Raw genomic sequence first — 26,412 nt, forward strand, 5'->3', positions numbered from 1 at the left:
ATGGGCGCCAAATTCAGGGCCGGGATCCTGACCGTGAGCGACAAGGGCTCTCTCGGACTCAGGAAAGACGAAAGCGGACGAGTGGCCGAGGAGATCCTGACCTCGGAGGGATTTCCGGTATTAAAGCGGGAAATCGTTCCCGATGATCTTCAGGCCATTGCGGAAACGCTTTCATCCTGGGCGGATTCAGGGGAGATGGACCTGATCGTCACCTCAGGCGGAACCGGCCTGAGTCCCAGGGATGTCACTCCCCAGGCCACGGAACGAGTAATCGATTACCCCGTGCCGGGGATGGCGGAGGCCATGAGGGCGGAAAGCCTGAAGAAGACTCCTCATGCCATGATCTCCCGGGCCGTGGCGGGGGTAAGGGGAGCTTGCCTGATCATCAATCTCCCGGGAAGTCCGGCGGGCGTAAAGGAAAACCTGGCCGTCGTGCTTCCTGCCTTGAAACACGCCCTCTCGAAATTGGGGGGAGATCCTTCCGACTGCGCCGTACCCTGAAGAGTCCATCTCTCGGGCCATCGCTGGCAAGCACAGCCGTAGCAAGGCGAATCCAGGGTCACCTTCTCTTATCCGCCCCTGGTCTCCTCGGTCAACCATTTCAGATAATCCGGATTGCCCCTCACGATGGGAAGGGCAAGGATCTCCGGCACTTCATAGGAATGGATATTGCGGACGGTCTCCTCCAGGTCGTCGTAAAGGTCTTCTCTTGTCTTCAGCAGGCAGAGCCATTCCTCCGAGCTTTCAATGTTTCCCCGCCACCAGTACGTGCTCCTGACGGGGCCGATGATCTGCACACAGGCGGCAAGCCTCTCCTCCAGAAGACGCCCGGCGATCCGCTCAGCCTCCTCTCTCTTCTCAACCGTCACGAATACTTGCAGATACCCGCTCATGAAAGCCTCCCCGCCGACCTTCTGTTCTCTTTCACCCTCCACATCCTCCACACTTGATGCGGGTCATTGTCTCATCGAATCTCCTGGCCACCAAGTTCTCAAATTCCTTCCCGGAATACAGGCGGTTCTTCTGAAGGTACCACTTGATACTTTCCCAGTAGTCCAGAAGTTCCTGCTCATCCGTTATCCGATTCAAGATCTCTTCGATTTCCTCCAGTTTTTCCCGCCGCAGGTGATCCTTACGCAACTCAAACAGATCGTTCAAGCGGTGCCTCTGCTCATCGGAGAACCCAATCTCCAATGCCCGGTCCATCAGATCGTTGTACAGGCCGGTGATCTCCTCGAAATCTTCGATGAAGGACATCTTGATCTTGACCTGGTCGATCATGAGATCGGTGATCTCCTTCATCCGCTCCTCAAAGGCCTTTTCCAGTTGCTGTTCATAGTCTTCGGTATGGAAAGGAACCTTTCTGAGGGAACGAAGACTGTAGTGGTAGTAATTCTTCAACTGGTCAAGGTCCGTAACGGTCCTCATATAGGCGATCTTTTTGGAGATGTTGACCTTGTCGGAAAAATCCACCGAAAGGACCTTCCGAGACTTGTCCAGCCGGAGCAACATCCCGGTCCTTGCCTTGAAAAATTGGTTTAAGTAAGTATCACTCTTCCAAAGCTGCTCGGCGGATATTTTGTTCAAGGCGTCATTGACCGCCTCATAGCGCTTTTCAATCTGATCGCCAAGGGCCAAGAAATTGAGACAAACGGGCCTCCCTTCCCCTTGCTCAAAGGACCGAGCCCCCAGGATAGCGAGAAAAAGGAGCTTGATGATGTTCGCGTAGTTCAGATAGGTGCTGACATGTTCAAAACCGTATATCCGGACCTCGTCCCGCACCAGGCGGTGCAGGATATAATGACGGGCATCCTCGGGGAGGACCCGAAAGCTGTTGTAAATACGAAGGGCCTCGAAGAGTTCCTTTTCAAAGGAGGCATAGCCGATACCGTAATAGCTCCTTTTCTTGTAAATGTACTTGAGGGGAACCTTTACGAGTAGATCCGCCATCTCGGGGAACTCAACGTGCCGGATCCCCCGAAGTCTCAATATCCTTTCCAGGGCGTAGATCATCTTCCCGGACTCGACATACTGCTCTTCATCTTCTTTGCGCCACTCAAAGGACTCGAAATAATGGGCGGGAGAAACGCCGTCAGGGAGACCGTCTCTGCGATAGGCCTCCAGGGCGCAATAGATGTGACCCTTTGCCGCGTAAATCTCCCTCAGGTGGGCCTCCGGTGTGGTCTTACCCTCAAGGATCCTATGGCACAAGGTTCGATATTGAAAGATGCGCCTGGCCAAGTCCTCCAGGATCAGGTCCTCCCTCATGGAAGAGAACATGGTAAAGGAACTGACGAAAAACGCATCGAAGACATCCTTGTCTCCCCAGTCGAGGGCGTCCTGAATGGCAAAGAGGGAATACTCTCCCCGTATCATATGATGGAGAAGATCGTGGTTTTTCACCAGATAAATCAGGTAGTCTGCCGCCTCTTTTCCCATCCCGTATCGTTGCGGGATCTTTTCCCTTTCTAAAAAGAGGGCCCCGGCCTGGGCATGGTCCGCGGGATGGATTTGGTCCTGGTATTTTTCCCGTAACTCGGGAATCAAGCCGATGTCCCTAAACAGGAAAGACTTGAGCAGCGCATCGAAGAGGGGAGGAATTTCCCTGATCCGGCTTACGATCTTCTCAAGGGTCTCGATCTGGAATTCGTTCAGGCCGACGATTCCTGCGGCCAGGGGACCGAACTCCCTCTGGGCCAATTTATGCAGGCTTTCCGTGTCCTGGAAGCTTCCCCTGTCTTTACGAATGAGGGCCTGGAGTCTCCTCGTGCTGCCCAGGATGTGCCCTATCAAGGATGATTTAAGATAACCCTTTACTGGCAACCGGATATCCCTCAGCGCCATGAATTCAGGAAGCACGAAGTGGAGGATGGAAGGGGCATGCCGGAAGAGCAGGATCAAGTCAGAGTAGATATGGTCCGGCTGGAAAATCACTCCGGTGAAGTGTTCCTTCAGGGCCTCCCTCAACTTCCCGGCATCCTCGGCCCATTTCCTCTGCCTTTCCGGCAATCTGAACCCCTCGTCCTCCTGGGCCACAAGCCTTAGGTGACTCTGATAGAAACTTTCCAGTCTGGCGAAGAGGCGCTCCATCTGCTTGAGATCCTCGGTGGGGATCTCCGATATCTTCCGGCCGAGGGATCTATTGATCAAGCGATCTAGCTCATCGATGTTTTCATCCAGGTCGATGTAATCGACATCCAGGGCCTGGGTCTTCTGGTTGACCTTCAACTGGAAACCGGTCCCCACGATGAAAGCCGTATGATTTTCATAGAGTTGGTCGCTCAGGCGCTGAAGGGTGGGGAAATCGAGGTATTTGACCTTGACGGCGTGGGTTTCCTCCTCGACCCGCCGCAGATAATGGCCGATTTCTTCTGGTTCCACATTTCCCAATACATTGTTGAAGTTGACGATCTCGCTGCGGACCACGTTGGCGGTTATCCACAGAAGAAGAAAGACGAGCCGGCTGTTGATCTTTTCGAAGAGGTGAACCGTACCATGAAACTCCAGGTTCAGCAGCTTGCGGTAAAAAATGGAGAAACGGAGGGGATCCTCCTGGTAATACAACTCCTCGAATCGATCAATGATGGCAAGCAGATCGATGACACTCTCGATCTGTTTCAGTTTTTCAACATCGTAGTCGGCCAGGGCCTCCTTTTCCATCCGCCCCTTGCTGCGGAGCTCGGACCAGGTGTCAAGGAACTGGAAGAGGTTCATCATCTTGAGCAACTTTCGAATAACCTTGCTCCGGATCCCGCCTCCTGCGCTCATTTGCTCGTCCAACAGCCGATCCCAATCCATCTCCCGATTGGTGACAACCTTGACCATCGACTCGTACAGGTCGAATAGCTCCGCCAGTTCTTCCTGATTCAGGTCGGATTGTTTGGAAGCCGCGGTTTCCGCCATGCTCATGAGACGGCAAAAACGAAGCAGGTTCAGGGCCTGGAGGGGGGGCTGGCTTCTGGCAAGGTCGGATACAGCCTTCAAAGTCCTCTCGTTCATTTTCCCCGAAAGGATCCGGCCCATGGGGGTGTGGCCTACGACGATGAGGAAAAGCTCTCTCAATTCCCCAGGGGTGAATCCGAAAAGGGACAGCACTTCGAGGTGCTTCAGCAAGGGGGTCCTGGGTCCCTCTATGTTGTCCGGATTGAGATATCCCTTGATCCGCTGAAGGCGATTGACCTTGGACATCAACCGCAGCACATCGTTCAGGGCGGGGTACCGTTTTTTCTTGTTTTCCAGGGGTTCTTTCAACCTCTCAAAAAAAAGCCCCGGCAGGGAAGAATGATCCCCGCTCCTGATCCTTTTCAAGACCGTGAGGGTCCGGACGGCATAATCGAAGGTGTCCCGATAATCGGAAAGGAGGGCAAGGGGACAGCCGCTCAACTGGGATTCCCGCACCTCCTGGGTCAACTTGCTCAATGTGGTAGCCAGGGGCTTTTTCTGGCCCAGGTATATCAGCATGTAGCCGGGGGTATACCCCGTAACCGTAAAACGCCGGCTCCACTCCTCCCGGATGGAGTCCGGGAGGAGTGGTTTAAGGAAAATTTTATCGAAATAGTTAGACAGGACCTTCGCCCAGGTCTTGTCCTGGTCATAGGCGAAATCATCTTCTAGGTGAAGGTTCAGGTAGGGGAGATCATTGATTTCCTGGAATGATATCTCTTCAGGGCTCCGCCCTCCGAGAAGCTTGTCCCATATCTCTTTTTCCACGTAAGGGGGGTTCAGGAAACTCTGAAAATCATACACATTGACCTGAAGAGGGCCTTCTCCAGCCTGGTATTTCTTTTTCGTCTTGAAAAGGTGGGTGAAGAGCAGAAAGTTCTTCATTTCCTGCTCGGTCCGAAAGGCAACCTCAACAACCTGGTTCGTTTTCAGGGTGAAACGATTGGCGACGATGAAGATCTCTCCATCGGGCTTCAACAGACCGTATATCTTTCCCAGCATGTAGTAGGCATAGTCCTCCAGGCGCCTCTTGGTCAGGGTTCCCTCATAGCGGGGAATATACTTTTCCATAAAGAGCACCTGGTAGATATCCTTCGGCAGGATGACCAGGTCCAGGGAAGTTCGGGTGGATCTCAGTTTCTCAAAGGAGTCGAATACGATGAATTGGTGTTCTTTGAATCGGAGTGAGAGATCGTTCACTATGAGATCATCAGCGTGGGTCAGTATGCCTATCTTATGACTCTCCTTGAGATATTTCGTGCGATGAAATCGGATGATCTTGCTGATCTCATCCGTCTTGCTCTTGATGTTGCTGAGAGAAGAGGAAACCAGGTGAAGGGGGATCAGGTAATAGGGTTTTCCCTGCCGGGAGAACCTCTTCAATAGGCCGATACTCCGGTAGATCCGGTTGATTTCCCGGTAATGTTTGCGGATTTGAGTCGGATCCTGGAAATCGATGGACTGAATGAGATCTATCTCTTTGGGTCTCAACCTGTCATAGACCTCAAAAAACCCGAACCCGTAGGCATTCCCTCCAAAACGACTGGGAATCTGTGAAGGATGCTTGTGGGCGGCAATGGTCCCGGCAGGGATATCGGAAGGCTCGATCCCCAGGGCTTCGAATTCTTCGGCCTTTATGAAGTCGAAGGAATCCGCAACCCAAAAAGCTTCCTGTGGCAGCAAATCCTTGGTTGCCATAGCCGCTCAAGTCCTCTGATCTGAATCAGGTCCATCCGGGGGACCTTACCGGGAAGCCCTAGACCGTGTCTCCTTGGGGGGGTACAGGAAGGAAACCCGGGGACACCCCAAGAACATAAAAGATCATTGCTCACCGCCATAACGCTTCTTGACCTCGGCCCGGTCGATGGAACCATCCTTCAGGAGGGGAAGTTCCCTTACGAATTCCACGTAGGAAGGTTTCTTGTAACGGGCTATCCGCTCTCCGACGAAATCGATGAGTTCCTGAGCATCAAGTCGCTCCCCCTCCCTGAGCTGGCACACGGCCTTGATACCTTCCTTCCATTTTGGATCCGGGACCCCGAAAACAACGGTCTTTTCCACGGCGGGATGCTGCAGGATCACCTTCTCCACCTCGGCCGGGTAAACGTTCTCTCCTCCCGGCTTGATCAGTTCCTTCTCCGCGCTCCTCCCCGCATACCAGAGATACCCCTCGTCGTCGAAACGTCCCAGATCACCGGTGTGGTGCCACCCTTCCCGAAAGGTGTGGGTTGTCTCTTCGGGCAGTCCCCAATACCCCTTGAATACCATGGGGCCTTTTACCGTTATCTCGCCCACCTCGCCCCGGGCCACGGGACGATCATATTCATCCACCAGCCTGACATCGATCATGGGGAGCATCCGCCCGGCGGCCCCGGGCCTCTCGTCGTAAGGACCGAAAGAGACCAGGCAGGATGTCTCTGTTTGTCCGTACATGGAATAAAAGGTTCCTTCACTTGCTTTCTGGTACCTTTCTATGGTTTCGGGGGTTTCGATCCCCGTCACAGCCCGCAACGGGCTGATGTCAACTCCTTTCTTTTCCCCCTCGTCCAGGAGTGAGGAGAGGATCGGGGTAAAAACCATGGTGAAAGACGCCTCTTTCTCCCTGATGATATCGACGGCCCGGACCGCGTCGAATCCCTTCATTTGAACGTTCAGGGCTCCCGCGTGGAAGGCGGCGGTGGTCATGAACAATCCCCCCACGTGGAAAAAGGGCAAAAAATTAAGGTGGACATCCTTCGACGTCACATTCATCAGGTAGTCAAAATGCATATCGGCCCAAAGCAAATTGGCGTGGCTCAAGAGAGCGCCCCGCGGTTTTCCGGCAACCGCCGCCGTATGAATAATGACCAGCCCGTCTTCCGCGCCCACATCCGGTGGGGAAAAATCGCCGCTCTTTTCCATCAAACTGGAAAAAGGAGGATATTGTCCTCCTTCGGTGCGTTCCAGGCTGAAACAGGATTTCACAAAAGGCAAATTTTCACGGAGATCTCCGATGACCGCCTGGTTCTCGTCGTCAACGAATACCACGACAGGCTTGCAATTCTCGAGGTTATAACGGACCTCCTCCTTGGACAACCTCCAACTGATGGGAACCAGGATCGCCCCAAGAGCGGCCGTGGCCCCTAAAAGGAGAAAATACTCCAGGCTGTTCTTGGCCAGCACGCCCACCCTGTCCCCTTTTTTAACATCTTTTTCCCGGAGCCCGAGGGCCAAACGCTCGACCTGTTCCAGGTATTCTGAAAAGGTCAGGGAACGCTCATCCTCCACCCCGTACCAGGCTTCCTTGTCTCCGAAAGTCACCGCATTGCGTTTGATTAGATCATAAAAGGTAAAATCATAAATTCCCATTGGTTTACCCTCCAGAAATCATGGTGAGGAAAACAGGGACCGCCGCAACAAACGGGCACACCTCCCCGCCCCTTGCAAGTTTACTGGGAGACCTTTGTAAAACGCTCCCTTTTGCCCAATCTTCCGCCTTCGCTATGGCTACGGCGTGACAAGCCCGCCAGACAGCCGGCGGACAAGCGGCGTCAGGCTCAAATTTTAATACTCGAAATACTTCAATGTATTCCTGTGGTTAAAATTTTCGCCTTCCTTGACCTTGAACAAAATTAAACGTTTTTCAAAGATCTCGTCTTTCATGCTTCTCGAGATCCGGAAGCAATAGAATCGCCCCGGTGATATCTTCCATCGGGTGGAATTTTCCCCGGTGTTCGGCAGAAAATCCTGAGCAGGCTGTTGTAAAACTACTGCGTTTGCAAATGCTGCGTATATATTCGGCTCAAAATGCTCATTTACTAAATGCAAACTCCGCCATTCAGCCTCATTTCGCCTTGCCTCAGGTGCACCTGCTACGTTTTTCAACAACATGCTAAGGAATTTTGCGGTACTTGAGGGATCGTTGTGGGGATGAACGCTCCCCGGTGGATCAAGGGAATGCCCGCCTTCAATCTTGGAACAACGCTTGCAGTCCTTCGGGCAAAAAGGAATGCCGGCATCCACAGAGCCATGGGAAAAACCTGGGGAACCGGGGTCAGTTCTCCGCCGCCGACTCCCTCCGCAGCTCCTCCTCGAATTCGGCGAAAAAACGATCTTTCTCCTTCCAATCGGGCCCGAATCTCCGATTGAAATGTCCTCCCAGCTTCTCGAAGAGTTTTCTCCAAAGCTGATTTTTGCTGACTCCCGCGACCACTTCCTCAAGAAAAGGACGTAGTTCGGAGATCTTTTCCTTGGGGAGAAAGGAGATGGCCCCGAGTCTGATCGACTGTTTCAAGGCCTTGGGGGTCAAGGCGTGTGCCGTGAGCATGACTGTCGGGAAGCCTCGGGCCACGGAATCCTTCAGAAGCTCGAACCCGTTCACTCCCATGATATCGAGGACGACGGCGTCATAGGTATAACCCAGCAGGTATTGGAGGGCGGTCTCGTAGTTCGTCGCCTTGTGAAGGATGCACATATCAAGCTCTTCCTCCACAACCTCGAGCACGTCCGGTTCATCATCCACCACAAGGATCATCTTGTCTTGCAAAGGGCTCTGGTCGTTCATTCCGCTCTCAACCCCCTTTCGCTTAAGGTTGGCGGTTGCAGAAGGCGCGTCTTATTTGATTTATAACAAAATTTCCTTCCCCGGTCAAACCGGGCGAAAAGGGAAAAGGCAAGATCAAAGGGGGTTTTATGGAAAGGGTTCAGCGCACGGATTTGGGCTGGAGGGGGAGAGTGAAGGTGAAGGTGCTTCCCTGTTTTCCATCGCTGATGACCCTGATGCTCCCCCGGTGGGCTTCAACAGCCATCCGGCAGAACGTCAATCCCAGTCCCGTAGTGTAAAGACGGGTCCCCGTCTCCCTTTTCAGTTGATGATACTTGTCAAAGATGCTCTCCTGGTATTCCGGGGGAATCCCGGGGCCGTTGTCCTTCACGTAAAACTCGATTTTCGATTTATCCGGGAAGTGGAAACCCGCCTCAATGGTCTCACCGGCGGGGGAATACTGAATAGCATTGCTCAGAAGATTCTGTAATATCCGAAGGAGAATATCCCGGTCGGCCCATAGAAATTCTCTGGAATCGGATTCCGGGATATCCTCCTGCACGCGTAAGTCCTTGGACTTCGTGAGTCCAAAGACCCGGGCCACCGCCTCTTTAAATATGTCCCGTGGATCGATACGCTCGTAAACGAGCTGAAGTTTGCCTTCCTCAATCCGTGAGATGTCCAGAAGGTTGGAAACCATCCGGTAGAGGGTATCGCAGCCGGATTGAGCAGCGCGTACGAACTCCAAGTTCTCCCCGTTCAACGTATAGGATAAGATATCCAGGTTTGCCACGATCTCGGAAATGGGGCCTTTCAAATCATGGATCATCATATTATAGAGGTCTGTCTTGAGCCTTTCGAGCTTTCGCAACTCTCTGTTTTTCTGCTGGAGTATGCGTCCTTTCTTTTTGAGGGACTCGGCCAGGCGCTGGTTTTCAAGGGCTCCGATAACCTGTCCTGCAAGGCAGAGAAGACCTTCCTGTTCTGCGGCAGAGAATATATCGTCTCCCAGTTTATCCGTCACGCTGAGGACCCCGATCACTTTCTCATCCACGATGATGGGAACCAGTAGAAAGGCAGCACCCCGGTAACGGTCAAAACGTTTATGGAACCGGCGACTCCTGTGGATATCGTCCACCCGTAGAGGCTTCTTGTGCCGAACGACCCAGCTCGAAGGGCTCTCCTCTTCCAGGGACTGACGAACGCCGACCAGTTCCGGTTTGGTCGAGGCCGCCACTTCCAGATTTTTACGCCCCTTTATAAGCATGATGGAACCACTCTTGGCCTTCATGCAGCGGACGATCTCACGGAGAATCTTTTCAAGCTTATCGTTGAAGGCCAAACGACGATCCCGGGAAATGCCGTTTATCGCCATGAGGGCTTTCAATATTAAGGTGTCACGTTCCATGGCAATGTCCTTACACCATCAGCACTGTTTGAGTAATTCTCTCGCTTCCTCATGATCCCTGTCGATTTCAAGGATCTCAACAATGATCTTTTCAGCCAGGATGGGTTTTTTAAGGGATAGATAGAGCTTGGCCAGATACAACCGGATTTCAATGTTCCCCTTGTCCATCTGGACCGCATGAGTCAGGAAATTCAGGGCCTTTGTCTGGTGTCCCATCTTCATCAGGACCTTACCCAGTTTGAAAGGAAGATCCCAACGATTGGAATTCTCTTCCGTGAGAGATTCCAGGAGTTTTGCGGCGTATTCATCCATGCCTTTCTCGGCACAGAAATCAGCGATCTGCTCCTTGATCTCAGAGGTAGCGCCCGGAAGCGCCAGGACCCTGTCGAAGACCTCTGCGGCCTTTTTGAACAGCTTCTTTGCGGCAAGGACCTTCCCGAAGTTGATTCCACGATGCAGTTGGCGGGGGCTCACCTTCATCGCTTTTTCGAAATATTGAGCCGCCTTGTCGATATCACCCGCCTTCAGGTACAATTCACCGAGGTAATGAAAGGCAAAAACATCCAGGCAATTCATCTTGGCCGCCTTCAATAACCATTTCTCGGCCTCCTTGTACTCCCCCTTTTTAAAATAGAAGTATCCCAGTTCGCGGATGGGACGGGTCGAATTCGGATTAAGCTCCATGGCCTTGCGGGTTTCCCGGATGGCGCCTTCAAGGTCCCCCTTCTCCTCGTACTTGCGGGCTCTTTTCAGGTGAACCACCACTGGAGGAGGATTGTTGGCCTTTTCAATGACATCGGCCACCTTTCCTTCAAGGACTTTTATGGTGAGGGGTTTAAGGATGAAGGCATCGATCTCGGATTCCCCGATTTCCGCCACGTAGTCTTCGTAGGCCTGGGCGGAGATCATGATCACGGGGAGATCCCGCAATTCCCTGTCCTCCCGTATGACCCTCAAAACCTCCGCTCCCGTCATCACGGGCATAATGTAATCCATTAGAACCAGGTCCACTGATTCCTTTTGCAATACAGCTAATGCCTCTTTTCCGTTATTGGCGAAAAGAAATCGCTTTCCGTAACCCATCACTTTCATCATCGCGTGGATCGACTGGCACATGGGAACGGAATCATCTACGATGAGAACCGTCATGTTATGGATATCGATCATATGCCGACTCCGCTGGTACTCAAGATGCCATCCTGCTTCGATCAAGAAAATCATCAGATATAATTGAAATTTATATATCCTCGGGGTCCATAAATCAAGCCTCCGCTCCTCCCAATTCCGGTGTATGTCCGCCCTTTCTGCCAAGCGGATCCCGTAGCGGCTTTCAAAATCCGGTGAATAGATATATACTCGCTTTATACCCAGGGCTTGAAACACCCTCCATGGCTTACATTTCGGCAAAAGTGGGATAAGGGATTCTCTTTTTTTGAAAGGCGTCTGCCCGGGGTGGTCCTCTTTGCCCCGAATCAAGAATCTGCGATTAACAGGAGGGATATTTTCAATGAGACCCCTTGAAGGCGTTAAGGTCATTGAGCTTTCAGGACTTGCTCCCGCCCCCTTCTGCGGGATGATCCTTGCCGATTTCGGGGCCGACGTCACCGTCATAGGCCGACCCTCCCACAGAGAAGCCGAAATTCCCAACGCCATGTCAAGGAATCCATTTGAGCGGGGTAAGCGGCTCATCAAGCTGGACCTCAAAACGGATGCGGGCATAGAAATCCTGAAAAGGATGATCAGGCAGTCCGACGTGCTCCTCGAACCCTTTCGTCCCGGGGTCATGGAGGGCCTCGGGGTGGGCCCGGATGACGCCTTGGCCCTGAATCCTGGGCTCATCTATGCCAGGCTCACCGGGTGGGGGCAGGAAGGCCCTTACGCTCGGATGGCTGGACACGACATCAATTACATCGGTCTATCAGGGGCACTGTCCCTGTTCAGGCGGAAAGGGGAGAAACCTCTGCCTCCCTGCAATCTTCTCGGGGATTTCGCAGGAGGAGGGCTGCTCTGCGCCCTTGGGATCCTTTTGGCCCTGATCGAGAGGGGCCGGTCAGGAGAGGGGCAGATCATTGATTCGGCCATGCTGGATGGGACGACATACCTTTTGACCCTGTTCTACGGGCTTCTCGCCAACGGCCTTATGGGCCTTGAGATCGGGACCAACCTGCTGGACGGAGGCGCCCCCTTCTATCAGGTTTACGAGACGGCGGACGGAAAATTCATGGCGGTCGGAGCACTGGAAAAACATTTCTACGAAAAACTGCTCAAAGAGCTGGGTCTGGACCCGGCCACCCTTCCACCACAAAATGACCCGGCTTTCTGGCCCGAAACAAGGGATCTCTTCGAAAAATTATTCAAGGAGAAAACCCGAGAGGAATGGACGGCCGTCTTTGAAGGAAAAGACGCCTGTGTCACGCCTGTTCTGGAACTGGACGAAGTAAACCTGCATCCCCAAAACAAGGGACGTAGACTCCTGTCATATGCCAACGGGTATCTCCAGCCCTCTCCTGCACCGAAACTGTCGAGGACCCCCGGTGAAATCCGCGAGAGAAGAAATTCGGGGGATCCGCGGGAAATTCTGCTGGGTCTGGGATATCGTGATGAAACCATCAAGGATTTTTACTCCAGAGGGGTCATCCAATAGGCGATGAAAAAAGTCCTGCTCATCTATCCCTACTTTATCGACGATCGCATTCACGTAGAGGAAATCTCACCTCCTCCGATTGGACTTTACTCGGTGGCGGCCGTCTTGAAAGAAAAGGACTATGATGTGGAAATCCTGGACTGGCACGAGATGTCGGGCAGAACCGGTGAGATGAAAGAGATCTTGCGGGACAGGAAACCCGATGTCATCGGGGTTTCCCTGTTCCACGGAAACCGGTGGGGCGGCATTGAGGTCGCCCGTATCGCCAAGGCGATCGACCCGGGAATCACGATCGTATTCGGGGGTATCGGGGCGACCTTCTTATGGGAACATCTGCTGGCCAACTTCCGGGATATCGATTTCGTCGTCCTGGGAGAGGGTGAACACAGCTTTTTACGGCTCCTGCAATACCTGGAACGGGAAGGGAGTCCCGGTGCGCCGGATATCCCGGGCATCGCTTACAGGGATCATGGAATCCCCAACAAGACAAGCGATCCCGAACCCATCAAGGACCTGGATGCCCTTCCGATCCCCGCCAAGTACTATGCTTACCAGCATGTCTCTTCAAGTCGGGGCTGCGCTTGGGATTGTGCCTTTTGTGGATCCCCAAAATTCTGGGGAAGGAGAATCCGGTTCCGTTCCCCCCGGCACTTCGTCGAGGAGTTGAGCCTGCTTTACCAAAGGGGACATACTTTTTTCTACTTTTCAGACGACACCTTTACCCTGGACAGGGAAAGGGCGATCGGGATCTGCAAGTCGATCCTGGAACAGGGGCTGGACATCACCTGGTATGCCATATCCCGGGTCGACTGCGTGGATGAAGAAATTCTCTATTGGATGAGAAAGGCGGGATGCATTCAAATCAGCTACGGGATCGAAAGCGGCTCCGAGCGGATACGAAGGGTGCTGAACAAGCGGATCAATAGGAATGACATTTTAAGGGCCTTTCGCCTCACGAGGCGTTACGGTATCCTGCCCCGGGCCTATTTCATGTACGGCTCTCCGGGAGAGACGGACGAAACAATTGGAGAGACCATCACCTTGATTAATGAAATCAAGCCGCTGAGCACCATATTCTATGTCTTGGATCTCTTCCCTGGAACCCGGCTCTTCGAGAGCGTGAAAGAAAGGATGGGTCTTACGGATGAAATCTGGCTTAAAAAGATCGAGGGGATCCTTTACTTCGAGGTGGACCCTGCAATCTCGAGACAAAAAATCCTGGATTACGGGAAAAGGCTCCGGGAGGCATTTTACAATCATCTCCACCTTTTTGCAGATGCCGATGAAATGGATCTCGTCGACCGAAAGGATCTCTACCCCTTTCATGCCGACTTCTTATCCAGGCTGGCCATGACCTTCAGCCATGGCGATTACGCCAGGGTGCCATCCATCAAAGGAAGAGAGACGATAGCGCAGAACCTCTATGAAAGCTCCCTTAGATATCACCCAAACCAAAGGGCCTATCTGGGTCTTGCGATCATCAAGCAGAAAAGGAGAGCCTTCAGGGACTCTCTCGTCGTGCTCAACAAGGGGCTTCGTCTCTTTCCGGAAAGCAAATCCCTTCATGTATGTGCAGGCATCAGCCACATGAACCTGGGGGAATACGATCTCGCCCTTTCTCACTTCTCTCCATACAAGGGATCCCCCGAGGTTGAACCCTACCTCTCCCATTGTCGAAAAGCCTTGGCCCATGGGGTCCGATAAAAAAACCGTTTTGTTCCGGGGAAGCTTCTGAGGAGGCTCCCCCCGCCCATTTTACCTGCCCCATGGGAACCATGCCCCGGCAAAAAATCCGGGATTTACAACAGGCGCCCGTAGTCCCCTTCATCTCTTTCTCATTAACTTCTACGGCGGATCCACCGCACCTGTTTCCTTTTCCAACCGGGTTTTCCCGATTAGTGAGAGTATTACCTCCGGCATGCCCTTTCTTTCGACCACAACCGTGTAAAGCAGAATGAGAAACTGCACGCCACAAATTATGGATTCCAGATAAAAAAAGCTCCTTGGTGTTTTCACCACGATAAGGGCGGGTGTCAATAGAGCGGTACCTGCCAGGAGCACGTACCGGAAAAAGATCCTTGACTTTCCGGACCGCTGCCGGAAAAGAGCGGATATCTTCAGCAGGACGAACACGATTACGATATCCGCTCCACTCCAGAGGATACCCTGCACCTTGGAACTCAACAGGTAGAGACGGGTGTCAAAATGACCCGCAACCCACAGAAGAAGGGAACAAAGATTATACATGTTTTCCTTCCATAATTCTCTTCAACAGAAAATACGCCCGTATACCGTAAACAGCCACGACCCACTCGAAAAGGATCCAGAACACCCCGCAGATTCGAATATAGAAAAGCGAAATGCGTGTCACTCCCTTTGAATGAACAACCCCTTCTTTTGCCAAAGAGAGGAGACCGTACTCCAAGAGTCCGAAGAGGAGACCGAGAAAGACCACGAGGAGGGGGATAGCCCAAGCCGTCCACTTTCCCTTTTCCTCCTTCTCTTCACCGGTCTTCAAGGGGTGTTTTCCTTCTCCGGCATCCTCCCTAAGAACATGAAAGATACGTATTACATAGAGCATGATAAGGCCTTCCAGGGAGACCCAAACCGTGCAAAAGAGATCCCAAACCCCCCATCTATAAAGACCTCGCCGAAAGGCGGATTCAAGGCCTAAAAACCCTCGCAGAAAATTTTCTCCAAAGAGCATTAACCAGCAAAGGATGAAAAAAATTAACAGGAAAGAAAAGACGAGGCTTTTCTGAGAAACTTTTCTGTTTTTCAAATAAAGAAACCCCCACCGGACGTAAATCAGGATTACACCTTCGGCAAAGGTCCAAAACAAGGCCATCGTGTTAACAAATAATTTCATTCCCTCTCCATCACTGATTCCAAAGTCTTAGAGAAGGACCGCGAAGGCCCATTGTTCAGCAAAAGAATTACCTCTCCATCCCTAACAGGTTGTTGAAAAACATAGCGAGCGTTGCTGAGGCAAGATAAAATGAAGCTTAAGGGAGGAGTTTACATCCAATAAATGAGCATTTTAAGCCTCAATTTAACCCGAACATCAACAAGCGCAGTAGTTTTTCAACAACCTGTTGAAATGACCTATGGGAACATACAGCAAACCCAAAAAGATCACCATTGTTTTCTTGAGGGCCAAGCCTATTTGATAAGAAAAAACAATGGTTTCACGATATGAAACTATTTTGCGTTTCCCGTCATGCTGCAGAAAACATGACCGAAATTTCCGGTTGACTCTCTTCAAAACCTATTTCGTGTCCATCCATAAATAGGCAATTTTATTCAAGGTCAAGGAAGGCGAAGATTTTAACCACAGGAATACATTGAAGTATTTCGAGGATTAAAATCTGAGCCTGACGCAGAGATTGAAAAGGGCCATTTATGGATGGACACTATTTCCTTGTTCCAGATGTGTCTCCTTTGCAGGAACCGTATCTGAAAGCGAACCAACTTCCATCAACGGCCATTCTTGAGAGGGGGATAATACACCCTTTCCCCAAGCCATTGGCTGATACATTGAACCTGAGAGTACGAGAAGAAAAATCGCTCTTGCATGTTCATCGGCAGTCAGTGTCGCCCTTACGACGTGTCATACAAGCCCACAATATATTGATGGGTACACGTTCATGCAGGCTCTGTTTCCATCTAAATTTCGAGGGAAGACCTGCGAAAAGCCATAAAGCACAATGGATGGTTTCACAAAAAGACTTCCATAATCCTGGTTACACAGCGTTCTCAAGGCCCTGTCGAATTCCTATTCTCATCCCTCTCATTACACCATTTTCATGCTATTCCTCTTGCGTTCAATAAAGATCCACAAAGGGCAATTTTTCGCCATTTCCAAAGCCAAGAACAATAATTCCCAACCGATAAAATCAGATCGAAGTCATATTTTAATAAATAACCTGATGTTTGTTCTTGACTTTTTCAATCTAATTGCTTTATCTTTTAATATAAACAAAAAAGGGAGGTAGTCATTTATGAAAGCACTGAAAAAAGACCTTCAGGCCATGGTAAAGAATTTAAAAACCTTAACCTCTAAAGTCGAGAAGATGGTAAAAAATATCGATAAGCTCGACAAAGGTACGGCCGCCAAAGCACCGGCGAAAAGGGGCCGTCCGGCAGCTGCAAAGAAGGTAAAAAAGGCCGCCCCGGCAAGAGGAAGGAAGAAAGAGTCTACGGCCATGGACACGGTTTACAGCATCGTGGCCAAAAGCAGGAAAGGGGTCAATACGGCCACCATCAAAGAGAAGACAGGATTTAACGATAAGAAGATCTGGAACGCCATTAACAGGCTGAAGACCCAGGGCAAGATCAAAAGCGCACGCAAAGGCGTCTACATAAAAATCTAAGTGAGGCCCTGGGAGCACTTTTCACACCGGAAATTCCTTTTTCCGATATCGAACTTTCAACAAGAGAGAACCCAGTACAACAGGGCACTGGATTCTCTCTTGTTAACCTTCCTCGCTGCTATTCACTGAAAAAGAAGCGGACCATTGATTTCGGGAATCGGGGAAGGATGGGGCGCACCTGAAAAAAAGGCTCGGGTGAAGTTCACCCGAGCCCTGTTTCATCATGGTGGTGCGCCCAGCAGGATTCGAACCTGCGACCTACGGATTCGTAGTCCGTCACTCTATCCAGCTGAGCTATGGGCGCAATGGTTTCTCACAGCCCCTTCATTTCAGAGAGCATGTAAAAAGAATCATATCAAACGTGGGTCTGTCAAGCAAGAAAAGTACGCTATCCCTTCGGTACCGTGGCATCCGCTGATAGAAAAATAAGGATCACTGATCCAGATGTCCCGGCGGGGATCCATCCCTTATCCGTCTGATAATCTCTGTTGTGGAATGGCCGGAGACAAAGGGTATGGAACGGACCTCACCTCCCGCCTTTATTACCAGGTCACCTCCTATTATTTTGTCCACCGGCCAATCCCCACCCTTTACCAGGACGTCCGGCATAAGGGAACGGATCACTTCCAAAGGAGTCTCCTCATCGAAAAGGGTGACGGCATCCACGAATTCAAGGGCCGAGAGGAGTTCAGCACGCTCCTCCTCCGGCATGACAGGCCTTCCGGGCCCCTTGATAGCGCGTACGGAACGGTCGCTGTTGACAGCTACGATCAGGTAGTCACCTAATTTCCGCGCCTCTGAAAGGTACCGGACATGACCCCGGTGCAAGAGGTCGAAACAACCGTTGGTGAATACTATTCTTTTCCCTCGGCCCTTGAGGTTCCCAATATCATCCCCAAGGGCCTTTATCGATTTTATCTTCCGCAGGTAAGATTCCATTTACCAGTTTTCAAAAAAGGGGTCGCGAGGGAAACATTCCCGATGAAGAAAAACGGGATGCCCCCCGGACAGGAAGACCATCATACCTTGACATATGCCTTTCGTGATCGGGGGCCGTCGAATTCACAAAAGAAGATCTTTTGCCAGGTTCCGAGTATCAACCGGCCTTCTTCCACGATAACGGAGACCGAACTGCCCATCATTGAAGCCTTGATATGGCTGTCCGCGTTCCCTTCCATGTGGCGGTATCCGGCATGGGGAGGCACCAGGTCGTTCAATCTGGTGAGAATGTCGACGCAGACCGCCGGGTCCGCCCCTTCATTAATGGTGATCCCCGCAGTGGTGTGGGGCACGTAAACCGTGCAAATTCCTTCAGTCACGGAGTTCCGATGAATAATGTCCTGCACGGAGGCGGTGATATCCACCATCTCGATCCTTGATCGTGTATTGATCCGGATGATCTCGGGCATATTGCTCAACCTCCCAGCACTTTTCAGCAAGCTGTTGGTGCTCATCAAAGTCTGGTTTTCTCTGGGCTCCCCTCCGGGCCATGATTCATAAAAGGCCCGGCCGTTTCCGAGGATCCGGGGGTCGATGAGTACAAAAAGCTCAAAGGAAAAGCAACGGCGACCCCTAAGGTAAAATGATCAAAGGCTCATCCCGGTCCTGCCCGGTTGTGATGTCCTTTTCACTGGAAAATTCATTGGAAAAGGCCTGAATGGGCTCAAGGGTCCTTTCGAGTATAAACATCAGAAAGGGATTCGTTTCCAAAAGTGACGATGCTTTCCCCATAGAAGCGGCCGCCACGAGGGATGTCCGGGCCAGTGACTCCTCCCCCATCTTGAAGAGGACATAGGCCTGCTCCTCGAGACGATACTTTAAAAGGTGACGTCTCTCTTCCGTAAAGTATTCGGCAATGGCCTTTTCCTTGAGCCTCCTGATGCGTTCCGCCGTTTGTTCTTCAGTGAGAAGAATCAGGCTTTTCTCGACTTCATCGATCTCCTTCAAAAGGGCCTTTGTTGTTTCCAAGTCCAGGAACCAGGAGGCCATAGTTTTATGGGAGAAAAGGGCTTCCATTCGAGTTGCAGTGAGCACATCATCGGCTATATTTTTCAGGAGGATATGATCGTAAATAGGGGCATGATCCAGAGGAGCGGCACTATCCAGGATCCGGGGTCTGAGAGCCAGGTAACGCTGCACGGACTCCGCAGGAGCGGAGCCATGGAAATCGTAAGCCTTTTCGAGAACGGCTGCGGCGTGGGAGAGGGAAGTTTCAATCACCGCATCGAAATTGCGCAAAAAGATCTCTCGGACTTCTCTAAACTGTTTCCCGCTGCATTCTCCATAAATAAAATCCGAGATCCCCTGCTCATCGCCCACCAAACCCATTCCAACGTGGTATCCGGCGGGTATCCGAGGCATGGCCACCAAGACGGATCGATTGCCTGCACCGTCCACCGCGCCAAGCCAGGCACGGGGCTCGGGCCGTCTTGCCTTTAAGGAAGAAAGCCCGGTGCCCTGCTTTTCTTCTTCGATATAGACCGTGATTCCCTTTTGTTTCAACTTGAATATCGTCTTTTTAAGGATCTTCTGAACGCTTTTCTGTGGAAAAGCTTTTTGGATTGAAGGAATCAATTCCACGGCCCTGGGAAAATCCAGAGGCATTCTCTCAAGGAAGGCCACGGCCATTGCCGGGCTCGTGATCCGCTCCTGTAAATCTTCAGGAGAAAGGCAGGAAAGATCCCCGATAAGCTGTTCCAAGCGGGCTTCTTCGCCGGCCGCCAGCGGAGGGAATTCCGGCCTCTTTTTCGACCTTTTCTTTTTCCTTTTCATCAATCCCGCCTCCCGGGCATTTAGACAGAAAAGATTTATAGCAGAGAGCATCATCAATATCAAACTAAAGATCCCCAGGCGGACCCGCCGGGGTCCCGGGATTTACTTGACTTGGGTGTCAGAGGATTTCTATAGTGTCTCTTGTCGAGAAAAAGGTCGAGACAGGGACCAAGCTGATATGAACCATTCCATTGAAAACAAAGATTTTCACGACTTGATGGATAGGCTCGGGTACCGGTTCAAAAATCCAAACCTGCTGGCGGAAGCCTTTCGCCATTCATCCTTTGTAAACGAAATCGGCGAGGAGGATGTCCGGGACAATGAACGTCTTGAATTCCTGGGCGATGCTGTCCTGGATCTCGCCATCAGTGATATCCTTATGGAGCTCTTCGACTCAGCAAGGGAAGGAGACCTGTCCAAGTACAGGGCATCTGTGGTCAATGAGAAAACCCTGTCCTTGGTGGCAAAAGAGCTCGGGCTGGGAGATTTTCTCCTCCTTGGGAAAGGTGAGGAATTGACAGGGGGCCGCAGGAAACCGAGTATTCTGGCGGATACCGTGGAGGCCCTTTTGGGTGCCGTATACCTGGACGGGGGCTTCGAGGCGAGTAAAGAAATCATAAGGCGGTTCTTTACTCCACATCTAGAAAAAATCGTCTCAAGAGAGGGATTGAATGATTTCAAAAGTCTCCTCCAGGAATACACCCAGGCCGCCTTCAAGACCCGGCCCCAATACGTGCTTGTCAAGGAAAGCGGCCCGGCCCACCGAAAGGTCTTCCGGGTGGCCCTTCGGCTGCAAGGAAAAACAATGGCCGAAGCGGAGGGAAGAAGCAAGAAAGAGGCGGAGCAGAAGGCGGCGAAGGAGGCGTTTCTTTGTCTAAAAAACGAGCGGGAACTCCTCTCATAGTTCCTATATTCATTCCTAACCAGGGATGCCCCCACCGATGCGTTTTCTGCCAGCAAGAGCGGATCACTGCCTGTTCACACGAACTCGTCTCTACCCGAAGAATCCGTGACATCGTCGAAACGGCCATGCATTCAAGCGGCTTCCGGACCCGGCGGCCCCGCGAGATCGCATTTTTCGGAGGCACCTTTTCGGGTCTGCCGGTTTCAGAAATAATCCGGCTCCTGGATGCCGTAAGACCCTACCTGGAAAGGGGAGAGTTTGATTCCATCCGGGTCTCCACCCGCCCCGACACATTGGATGAAGAGCGGCTCGAGATCTTGAGCCGTTTCGGAGTCTCGACAATCGAACTGGGCGCCCAGTCCATGGATGATGAAGTGCTGGAAAAAAGTCGAAGGGGGCACAGCGCGGAGGACACCGTAAGGGCCGTCGGACTCCTCAAAGAGCGGGGATTCAAAGTAGGGCTCCAATTGATGCCCGGTCTGCCGGGAGATTCGGAGGCACGTTTCCGCGACACTATTGAAAAAGTGCTCAAGCTGACGCCTCACATGGTCCGCCTTTATCCGGCGATCGTCATCAGGGGAACCCGGATGGCCCAAATGTTTCGGGAAGGGACTTACCGCCCCCTGAATCTCGAAGATGCAGTCAGGCTTTGCGCGGATAGTTGTATTCGGCTTGAAAGCCAGGGCATTCCTGTAATTCGGATCGGCCTCATGTCTTCCTCCTCTTTGCGTGCGGAAGGACAGATTCTGGCAGGACCTTGGCACGAAGCCTTCGGGCACTTAGTCCGTACCATGATCCATCAAAAAAACATCGGCCCCCTGCTCCCCGAATACGGGATTGCAGAAAAAATCCGGCTGAGGGTCCCCGCGAGGGAAATTTCCCTCGTCCGGGGGCATAGGAATCAAGGCTTGCACTGGATTAAGAAGAGAACCGGGGCAGGAGCGGTTGAAGTGATCCCTTACGGGATCCATGAGCCGGGGAGGATCAAGGTAGAAATCCTGGAATTCAAGGAAGGCCGTTTCAAGTCATGACCATTCCGGTTCGGAATGGATTTAGGGTTCCAACGGTTCAAGCGAAAACCATTTCACCTCAAATTCTTTTCTCTCACTCGACCTCAGGACCCCTTAAATCCTTGAACCTTATAAAAAACGATCGAACGGCACAGGTTTCTCTCATTCCCCGAATGGGGCAATAAAGGGGTTACAGGCAGAAGGGACATGAAAAAAAACGACAAAGAGAAGTTTTTGTCTGGATTTATCGCCATCGTCGGTCCCCCCAACGTTGGCAAATCGACCCTTCTGAACCGTCTCTTAGGGCGGAAGGTGGCGATTGTATCCCCCAAACCCCAGACCACACGAAACCGCGTACTGGGGGTGTACCATGAAAAAGGATGCCAAATGGTCTTCCTGGATACACCGGGAATTCACCGCACCAGGACCCCCCTCCACAAAAGCATGGTTGCCTCGGCCCAAGCGGCCCTTGTGGAGGTGGATCTCGTGACCATGATGATCGATATGACCCGCCCCGACGACCCCGAAGCCACCCGCATCCTCAGGGATCTCAAAAGGGTGGGAAACCCCGCCATCCTGGCGATCAATAAAATCGACCGCGGGAGTCCGGAACGACTTTTGCCCATCATGGAGACCTTCAGCCGCCTGCACGATTTCAAGGCCATCGTCCCTATCTCAGCCCTCAAGGGAGAAGGAATCCGGGAATTCCTGGCTGAACTCAGGGCCAGACTCACACCGGGGCCACCCTTCTTCCCCGAATCCATGACCACGGACCAGACGGAACCCTTTTTGGTCTCTGAATTCATTCGTGAAAAGGTCTACCTTTTTACCCGAAAGGAACTCCCATACTCAGCGGCCGTCACCGTGGAGGGGATTGAAGAGGCCAAAGGGAGGACCTTGATGCGTATCCATGCGAAAATACATGTGGAGTCCGAGTCCCAGAAGGCCATCTTGATCGGCAAAGGAGGAAATATGATCAAGGCCATCGGCCAATCGGCGAGAAAGGAGATTGAACGGGTCTTCGGGGTAAAAGTCTACCTGGATCTCATGGTCCGGGTAGAGAAAAACTGGAGCAAGGATCCTAAGGCCTTGAGAAAGTTAGGATATTAGCAACATCATAGGTGTCTGAAATAGAGTCATTTCACACCTCATGTCTAATAAAATCAGAGAGATACCCATATGTCGGTCCCTTTAAAATTCAAATTTTATGGAGGAGGACCCCTTAAAAAAAGCCAACCCGGGTAAGGTTGGCTTTTTTCTTTAGGAGGAAAGAGTCTTTTTCTGTTTCGGCTATTAATAGAGCAAGATGCTTGCCAAAAAGGTCAAATTAAAAACAATAATTGCAACCTATTGTTATCACTTTGTTTTTCTAGATACTTAAACTGAAACAATTTCCAAATAAAATTCGCCCGGTACAACATTTTGTACCGAAAAACAGGGAATGTCCCCACAGCTATTTGTAATAAGCTGAAATAATTAAACAATTTTCGGTACAAAATATTTTACCCCTCAATCACTATATTGTACTTCTTCATCTTGTGTTGAATGAGGCTCTTGGTGATTCCAAGCCGTTCGGCTGCGTGGGCCTGCACATTGTTGCTTTCCCTCAAGGCCCTCCGAATCAATTTCTCTTCGATTTCCTCCAGGGTCTTCTGGAGAGGGGCGCCGGGTGGTATGAATTTTTCGACGTCCAGCTCCGTTTCTCTCTTCGACAGTTCCGGAGGGAGGTCATCGATTCCTATGATCCCATCGCCGTTTAATACAACCGCCCGCTCGACAACATTTTCCAACTCCCTGACGTTTCCCGGCCAGTGGTAGCTATAGAGGGCCTTCCAGGCCTCAGGGCTCACCTCCACATTCTCCTTTCCCTCGTCCCGGCCGTATTTGTGGATAAAATGGTTGACCAGGAGGCGGATATCCTCCATGCGCTCCATGAGGGAAGGCACCTGGATATGGATGACGTTCAACCGAAAATACAGGTCCTCCCTGAAAAGACCCTGTGCCACATCCTCCTTTATGTTCCGGTTGGAGGCCGATAGAACCCGGACATCCACCTTGATGGTCTTCGTGCCTCCTACCCTTTCGAACTCCATCTCCTGGAGCACCCTCAGGAGTTTTACCTGGAGGGATGGAGGCATATCCCCGACTTCATCCAGGAAAAGGGTCCCGCCGTCCGCCAGTTCGAACCGGCCCTTTTTCATGGCCGACGCCCCGGTAAAAGCGCCCTTTTCATGTCCGAAGAGTTCACTTTCGAGAAGGGACTCGGTCAAGGCCCCGCAGTTGATGGAAATAAAGGGTTTGTCCCTGCGGGGGCTCTCGTAGTGGATAGCCTTGGCGATGAGTTCCTTTCCGGTCCCGGACGGACCCGTGATAAGCACCGAGGCCCTGGATTGAGCGACCTTGCCGATTAGATCATAGATCTCCAGCATGGGTTTGCTCTTTCCAATGATGTTGCCGTAACGATAACGGTCGAGAAGTGCCTGGCTGAGCCTGAGGTTTTCCTTTATGAGGCGGTGGTTTTCAAGGGCCTTTTTGACAGTAAGCTTGAGTTCTTCGTTCCGAAAGGGCTTGGTGATATAATCGTAGGCCTGCCGCCGCATGGCTTCGACGGCCATCTCGATGGTCCCGTAAGCCGTCATCATGATGACCGGCAGTTCGGGCTTGATCTTCTTGGCCTCTTCGAGGAGTTCCATGCCGCTCATCCCGGGCATCTTCATATCCGTGATAACGAGATCCAGGTCGGAATCACGGATCATACCAAGGGCTTCCTTGGCATTGTCCGTCGTCCTGATCTCGTAGCCTTCCGGTCCCAGCAGGGCCTCCAATACCACGAGGTAGTTTTTCTCGTCATCCACGATGAGGATGGTATCCATGGGATTTCGACTCCCCCCTCCCCCTTAAATTGATAAACTGCGCCCCAAGGGCCCGTTCCTTTCCTTCAGGACGGACTTATGGGTTGCGCGGCAAACGAACCAGGATCCTCGTCCCCTGGTTCACCCGGCTTTCAATGGAAATCCGCCCGTTGTGACCTTCCACGATCTTCTTCACGATGGAAAGTCCCAACCCACTTCCCCTTTCCTTGGTGGTGAAAAAGGGATTGAAAATTTTCCTCAGGTTTTCGGGACTGATCCCGCAGCCGGAATCTCTAATGGCCACCAGATAATTGCCGTTTCCTTCGCCGACATGGATGTCGATCCGCCCCCCGTCATCCATGGCCTGTATAGCATTGATGAGGAGGTTCTGAAAGGCCCGGTAGAGTTGGTCATGATCCGCCGACAGTTCCAAGGGTTGCTCCCCGATGTTATGGCTCACCGTGATCCCCCTTTTCTCCAGTTCCGGTTCAAGGAAGGAAAGGTTCTTCCGAAGGATCTCTCCCAGGTTGCACGGATGAAGATTGGGTTCCTGGGGTCGAGCGAAATCGAGGAATTCGGTAACGATCTGGTTGAGACGGGTGGATTCCTCCGTGATGACCTCTGAGAGCTTTTTCTGGGTCTCATCTGTATTGGGCATGCTCCCCAACAATTCCGCCGTGCTGCGTATAATGCCCAGAGGATTCTTGATTTCGTGGGAGACCCCGGCCACCATCTCACCCAGGGCAGCCAGGCGTTCCGCCTGGTGGAGTTGGGCCTCCAGTTCCCGCCTCTCCCGGGCCCGTTGCTCGATAACGGTCTCGGCCTTGTGTACAATTAATAAAAGGACCACGAAAATCAATCCCATGATGAGGATGGAAAGCCCGATGACCAGAAATTGGAACCGCACGATGGATTCATACTGGGGGGTCAGATCCTGGATGAGTTCGAAGACACCCCCGATGTGTCCTTTGTCCCCTGTGAATGGATCCACGTCCTGGAAAGGGATGTAAGTCCGCAACTTCCGCGTTCCACCCATCTCCAACCCCAGGCCCCAGAGTTCGAAACTGCTGGATATGAGCCGCGAGGAACTCTCCCCCTTCACTGCCTTCAGGTACCCGGCGGTTTTATTGCACTCTTTACCGATTAGTCCCCTATCCGTGCTGTAAGCGATGACCCCCTTTCCGATGTCATAGATGTTGACCAGGTCCACGTTGAAGCCGTGGATGGTGTTTCGGACCACCCGGTCCATCAGTTCGTACTGTTCCTCTTCCCTCAGACGGATCTGCCCGTATCTCCTGTAAACAGGGATTACGAAATTTTGAAAGACTTGGTGGTTGAGATTCTGGCCGACCAGAAGGGCGTAATTTTCATAACTCCTCAAGAGAATCTCCTTGGCCTGCTGGGAAATGACCATGGAAAAAGGAAAGCTGAAAATCACCAAAACGATGAAGCTCGCCCATGCGAAAAATTTGACCAGACGAAATTGTTTCCCTTCTGAAGGCGCTTTCTGCGAAGCAGGCACCATGAACGATTTCCTCAACAAAAAAATTCTCCCTTTGGCGGCTTTTCGGGAGAGCCGGGGAGGCCTTTAAAGATTTCCAATAGTTATAACACCTGAATCTGGCATAAACAATCTTGAATCTCCTAAAAAATTTATTAGTGGCCAGGCCCTTAGGACCTACGCCCTGGAGGGAAAGGTAAAAATTTTGACCGCCTCGTGAGGGATGCCAAGCGGTGGAGGCACCATACATTGAAAGGGCATGGGGATCTTTTCCTCGTTCCCGGTCTTACGGCCTGGAAGGATGGCTCAAGCAGGGGCCGATGACCCCTTTTCTGGAGTGACCGGCGGGATTATCAGTGGGGGAAGCCGCAGTTCACCCGCCGAAGGCCGTGACGGAGGCGGAAGATTCAGGCAAAGTCAGGCGTTTTGAAAAGGTCTCGTATTGACTTGCCCTGAATCTTCCGTGTAATCTCACGGGACGAAA

The 26,412-nt window shown here is 51.8% G+C and carries 20 protein-coding genes and 1 tRNA gene; 7 read left to right on the forward strand and 14 right to left on the reverse strand.

The genetic code is table 11. The annotated features are described in order from the left end of the window. The gene (locus JRF57_03110) at window positions 1-501 is read left to right on the forward strand and encodes a MogA/MoaB family molybdenum cofactor biosynthesis protein (GenBank protein MBW2302683.1); all 501 of its coding nucleotides are present in this window, start codon (window positions 1-3) and stop codon (window positions 499-501) included. 68 nt (window positions 502-569) lie between these two features. Here the strand turns inward: JRF57_03110 and JRF57_03115 are convergent, their stop codons facing one another. The 6 genes from JRF57_03115 to JRF57_03140 form a co-directional block, all read right to left on the reverse strand. Continuing rightward, window positions 570-893, reverse strand: a complete 324-nt coding sequence (locus JRF57_03115; protein ID MBW2302684.1) for a divalent-cation tolerance protein CutA — start codon at window positions 891-893, stop codon at window positions 570-572. A gap of 31 nt (window positions 894-924) precedes the next feature. Continuing rightward, complete coding sequence (locus JRF57_03120; GenBank protein MBW2302685.1) at window positions 925-5,640, reverse strand: hypothetical protein; 4,716 nt, start codon at window positions 5,638-5,640, stop codon at window positions 925-927. A gap of 123 nt (window positions 5,641-5,763) precedes the next feature. Continuing rightward, window positions 5,764-7,290, reverse strand: a complete 1,527-nt coding sequence (locus JRF57_03125; protein MBW2302686.1) for an AMP-binding protein — start codon at window positions 7,288-7,290, stop codon at window positions 5,764-5,766. A 685-nt stretch (window positions 7,291-7,975) separates the two neighbouring features. Further along, window positions 7,976-8,485: a response regulator gene (locus JRF57_03130; GenBank protein ID MBW2302687.1), complete on the reverse strand. Its 510-nt coding sequence runs from the start codon at window positions 8,483-8,485 to the stop codon at window positions 7,976-7,978. 139 nt (window positions 8,486-8,624) lie between these two features. After that, a complete protein-coding gene (locus JRF57_03135; protein MBW2302688.1) occupies window positions 8,625-9,872 on the reverse strand; it encodes a GAF domain-containing protein in 1,248 nt (415 codons plus the stop codon). 18 nt (window positions 9,873-9,890) lie between these two features. Next, window positions 9,891-11,039, reverse strand: coding sequence for a tetratricopeptide repeat protein (locus JRF57_03140; protein ID MBW2302689.1), 1,149 nt, complete (start codon window positions 11,037-11,039; stop codon window positions 9,891-9,893). Window positions 11,040-11,379: 340 nt separating this feature from the next. Between JRF57_03140 and JRF57_03145 the strand changes: the two genes are divergently transcribed. Next, window positions 11,380-12,516: a CoA transferase gene (locus JRF57_03145; GenBank protein ID MBW2302690.1), complete on the forward strand. Its 1,137-nt coding sequence runs from the start codon at window positions 11,380-11,382 to the stop codon at window positions 12,514-12,516. A 3-nt stretch (window positions 12,517-12,519) separates the two neighbouring features. Then, window positions 12,520-14,220, forward strand: a complete 1,701-nt coding sequence (locus JRF57_03150; GenBank protein MBW2302691.1) for a B12-binding domain-containing radical SAM protein — start codon at window positions 12,520-12,522, stop codon at window positions 14,218-14,220. Between the two features lie 141 nt (window positions 14,221-14,361). Here the strand turns inward: JRF57_03150 and JRF57_03155 are convergent, their stop codons facing one another. Both JRF57_03155 and JRF57_03160 read right to left on the reverse strand, forming a co-directional pair. After that, window positions 14,362-14,763, reverse strand: coding sequence for a hypothetical protein (locus JRF57_03155; protein MBW2302692.1), 402 nt, complete (start codon window positions 14,761-14,763; stop codon window positions 14,362-14,364). Next, a complete protein-coding gene (locus tag JRF57_03160; protein MBW2302693.1) occupies window positions 14,756-15,097 on the reverse strand; it encodes a hypothetical protein in 342 nt (113 codons plus the stop codon). The genes JRF57_03155 and JRF57_03160 overlap by 8 nt, the downstream gene beginning before the upstream one ends. Window positions 15,098-16,517: 1,420 nt before the next feature. On the opposite strand from JRF57_03160, the gene JRF57_03165 reads away from it, so the two are divergent. After that, complete coding sequence (locus tag JRF57_03165; GenBank protein ID MBW2302694.1) at window positions 16,518-16,889, forward strand: hypothetical protein; 372 nt, start codon at window positions 16,518-16,520, stop codon at window positions 16,887-16,889. A gap of 227 nt (window positions 16,890-17,116) precedes the next feature. On the opposite strand, the gene JRF57_03170 is transcribed toward JRF57_03165, so the two are convergent. The 4 genes from JRF57_03170 to JRF57_03185 all read right to left on the reverse strand — a co-directional run bounded on the left by JRF57_03170 (window position 17,117) and on the right by JRF57_03185 (window position 19,661). Further along, a tRNA-Arg gene (locus JRF57_03170) sits at window positions 17,117-17,193 on the reverse strand. 128 nt (window positions 17,194-17,321) lie between these two features. Then, window positions 17,322-17,828, reverse strand: coding sequence for a D-glycero-beta-D-manno-heptose 1-phosphate adenylyltransferase (rfaE2, locus tag JRF57_03175; protein MBW2302695.1), 507 nt, complete (start codon window positions 17,826-17,828; stop codon window positions 17,322-17,324). A gap of 80 nt (window positions 17,829-17,908) precedes the next feature. Continuing rightward, window positions 17,909-18,298: a YjbQ family protein gene (locus JRF57_03180; protein MBW2302696.1), complete on the reverse strand. Its 390-nt coding sequence runs from the start codon at window positions 18,296-18,298 to the stop codon at window positions 17,909-17,911. A gap of 163 nt (window positions 18,299-18,461) precedes the next feature. Next, the gene (locus JRF57_03185) at window positions 18,462-19,661 is read right to left on the reverse strand and encodes a hypothetical protein (GenBank protein MBW2302697.1); all 1,200 of its coding nucleotides are present in this window, start codon (window positions 19,659-19,661) and stop codon (window positions 18,462-18,464) included. A gap of 178 nt (window positions 19,662-19,839) precedes the next feature. On the opposite strand from JRF57_03185, the gene rnc reads away from it, so the two are divergent. The 3 genes from rnc (at window position 19,840) to era (ending at window position 22,685) form a co-directional block, all read left to right on the forward strand. Then, a complete protein-coding gene (gene rnc, locus JRF57_03190; protein MBW2302698.1) occupies window positions 19,840-20,565 on the forward strand; it encodes a ribonuclease III in 726 nt (241 codons plus the stop codon). Then, window positions 20,532-21,596: a radical SAM protein gene (locus JRF57_03195; GenBank protein MBW2302699.1), complete on the forward strand. Its 1,065-nt coding sequence runs from the start codon at window positions 20,532-20,534 to the stop codon at window positions 21,594-21,596. Before rnc ends, JRF57_03195 begins: the two co-directional genes overlap by 34 nt. Before the next feature lie 186 nt (window positions 21,597-21,782). Next, window positions 21,783-22,685: a GTPase Era gene (gene era, locus JRF57_03200; GenBank protein MBW2302700.1), complete on the forward strand. Its 903-nt coding sequence runs from the start codon at window positions 21,783-21,785 to the stop codon at window positions 22,683-22,685. 392 nt (window positions 22,686-23,077) lie between these two features. Here the strand turns inward: era and JRF57_03205 are convergent, their stop codons facing one another. Continuing rightward, window positions 23,078-24,448 carry a sigma-54-dependent Fis family transcriptional regulator gene (locus tag JRF57_03205; protein MBW2302701.1) on the reverse strand — a complete coding sequence of 457 codons (1,371 nt, stop codon included), beginning with the start codon at window positions 24,446-24,448 and terminating at the stop codon, window positions 23,078-23,080. A gap of 76 nt (window positions 24,449-24,524) precedes the next feature. Beyond that, window positions 24,525-25,952 (reverse strand): GHKL domain-containing protein, encoded by a 1,428-nt coding sequence (locus JRF57_03210; protein MBW2302702.1) that lies wholly within the window; start codon window positions 25,950-25,952, stop codon window positions 24,525-24,527. Between the last annotated feature and the right edge of the window lie 460 nt (window positions 25,953-26,412).

Source organism: Deltaproteobacteria bacterium (assembly GCA_019310525.1).
Classification (GTDB): domain Bacteria; phylum Desulfobacterota; class DSM-4660; order Desulfatiglandales; family HGW-15; genus JAFDEE01.

Excerpts from the sequence above, each read along its gene's own strand:
- era (MBW2302700.1), top strand. The coding sequence starts at position 21,783 with ATGAAAAAAAACGACAAAGAGAAGTTTTTGTCTGGATTTATCGCCATC.
- JRF57_03140 (MBW2302689.1), bottom strand. The coding sequence starts at position 11,039 with ATGATCGATATCCATAACATGACGGTTCTCATCGTAGATGATTCCGTT.
- rnc (MBW2302698.1), top strand. The coding sequence starts at position 19,840 with ATGAACCATTCCATTGAAAACAAAGATTTTCACGACTTGATGGATAGG.
- JRF57_03150 (MBW2302691.1), top strand. The coding sequence starts at position 12,520 with ATGAAAAAAGTCCTGCTCATCTATCCCTACTTTATCGACGATCGCATT.
- JRF57_03180 (MBW2302696.1), bottom strand. The coding sequence starts at position 18,298 with ATGCCCGAGATCATCCGGATCAATACACGATCAAGGATCGAGATGGTG.
- JRF57_03120 (MBW2302685.1), bottom strand. The coding sequence starts at position 5,640 with ATGGCAACCAAGGATTTGCTGCCACAGGAAGCTTTTTGGGTTGCGGAT.
- JRF57_03115 (MBW2302684.1), bottom strand. The coding sequence starts at position 893 with ATGAGCGGGTATCTGCAAGTATTCGTGACGGTTGAGAAGAGAGAGGAG.
- JRF57_03145 (MBW2302690.1), top strand. The coding sequence starts at position 11,380 with ATGAGACCCCTTGAAGGCGTTAAGGTCATTGAGCTTTCAGGACTTGCT.
- JRF57_03135 (MBW2302688.1), bottom strand. The coding sequence starts at position 9,872 with ATGGAACGTGACACCTTAATATTGAAAGCCCTCATGGCGATAAACGGC.
- JRF57_03125 (MBW2302686.1), bottom strand. The coding sequence starts at position 7,290 with ATGGGAATTTATGATTTTACCTTTTATGATCTAATCAAACGCAATGCG.
- JRF57_03155 (MBW2302692.1), bottom strand. The coding sequence starts at position 14,763 with ATGTATAATCTTTGTTCCCTTCTTCTGTGGGTTGCGGGTCATTTTGAC.
- rfaE2 (MBW2302695.1), bottom strand. The coding sequence starts at position 17,828 with ATGGAATCTTACCTGCGGAAGATAAAATCGATAAAGGCCCTTGGGGAT.
- JRF57_03130 (MBW2302687.1), bottom strand. The coding sequence starts at position 8,485 with ATGAACGACCAGAGCCCTTTGCAAGACAAGATGATCCTTGTGGTGGAT.
- JRF57_03165 (MBW2302694.1), top strand. The coding sequence starts at position 16,518 with ATGAAAGCACTGAAAAAAGACCTTCAGGCCATGGTAAAGAATTTAAAA.
- JRF57_03110 (MBW2302683.1), top strand. The coding sequence starts at position 1 with ATGGGCGCCAAATTCAGGGCCGGGATCCTGACCGTGAGCGACAAGGGC.
- JRF57_03185 (MBW2302697.1), bottom strand. The coding sequence starts at position 19,661 with ATGAAAAGGAAAAAGAAAAGGTCGAAAAAGAGGCCGGAATTCCCTCCG.
- JRF57_03210 (MBW2302702.1), bottom strand. The coding sequence starts at position 25,952 with ATGGTGCCTGCTTCGCAGAAAGCGCCTTCAGAAGGGAAACAATTTCGT.
- JRF57_03160 (MBW2302693.1), bottom strand. The coding sequence starts at position 15,097 with ATGCTCTATGTAATACGTATCTTTCATGTTCTTAGGGAGGATGCCGGA.
- JRF57_03205 (MBW2302701.1), bottom strand. The coding sequence starts at position 24,448 with ATGGATACCATCCTCATCGTGGATGACGAGAAAAACTACCTCGTGGTA.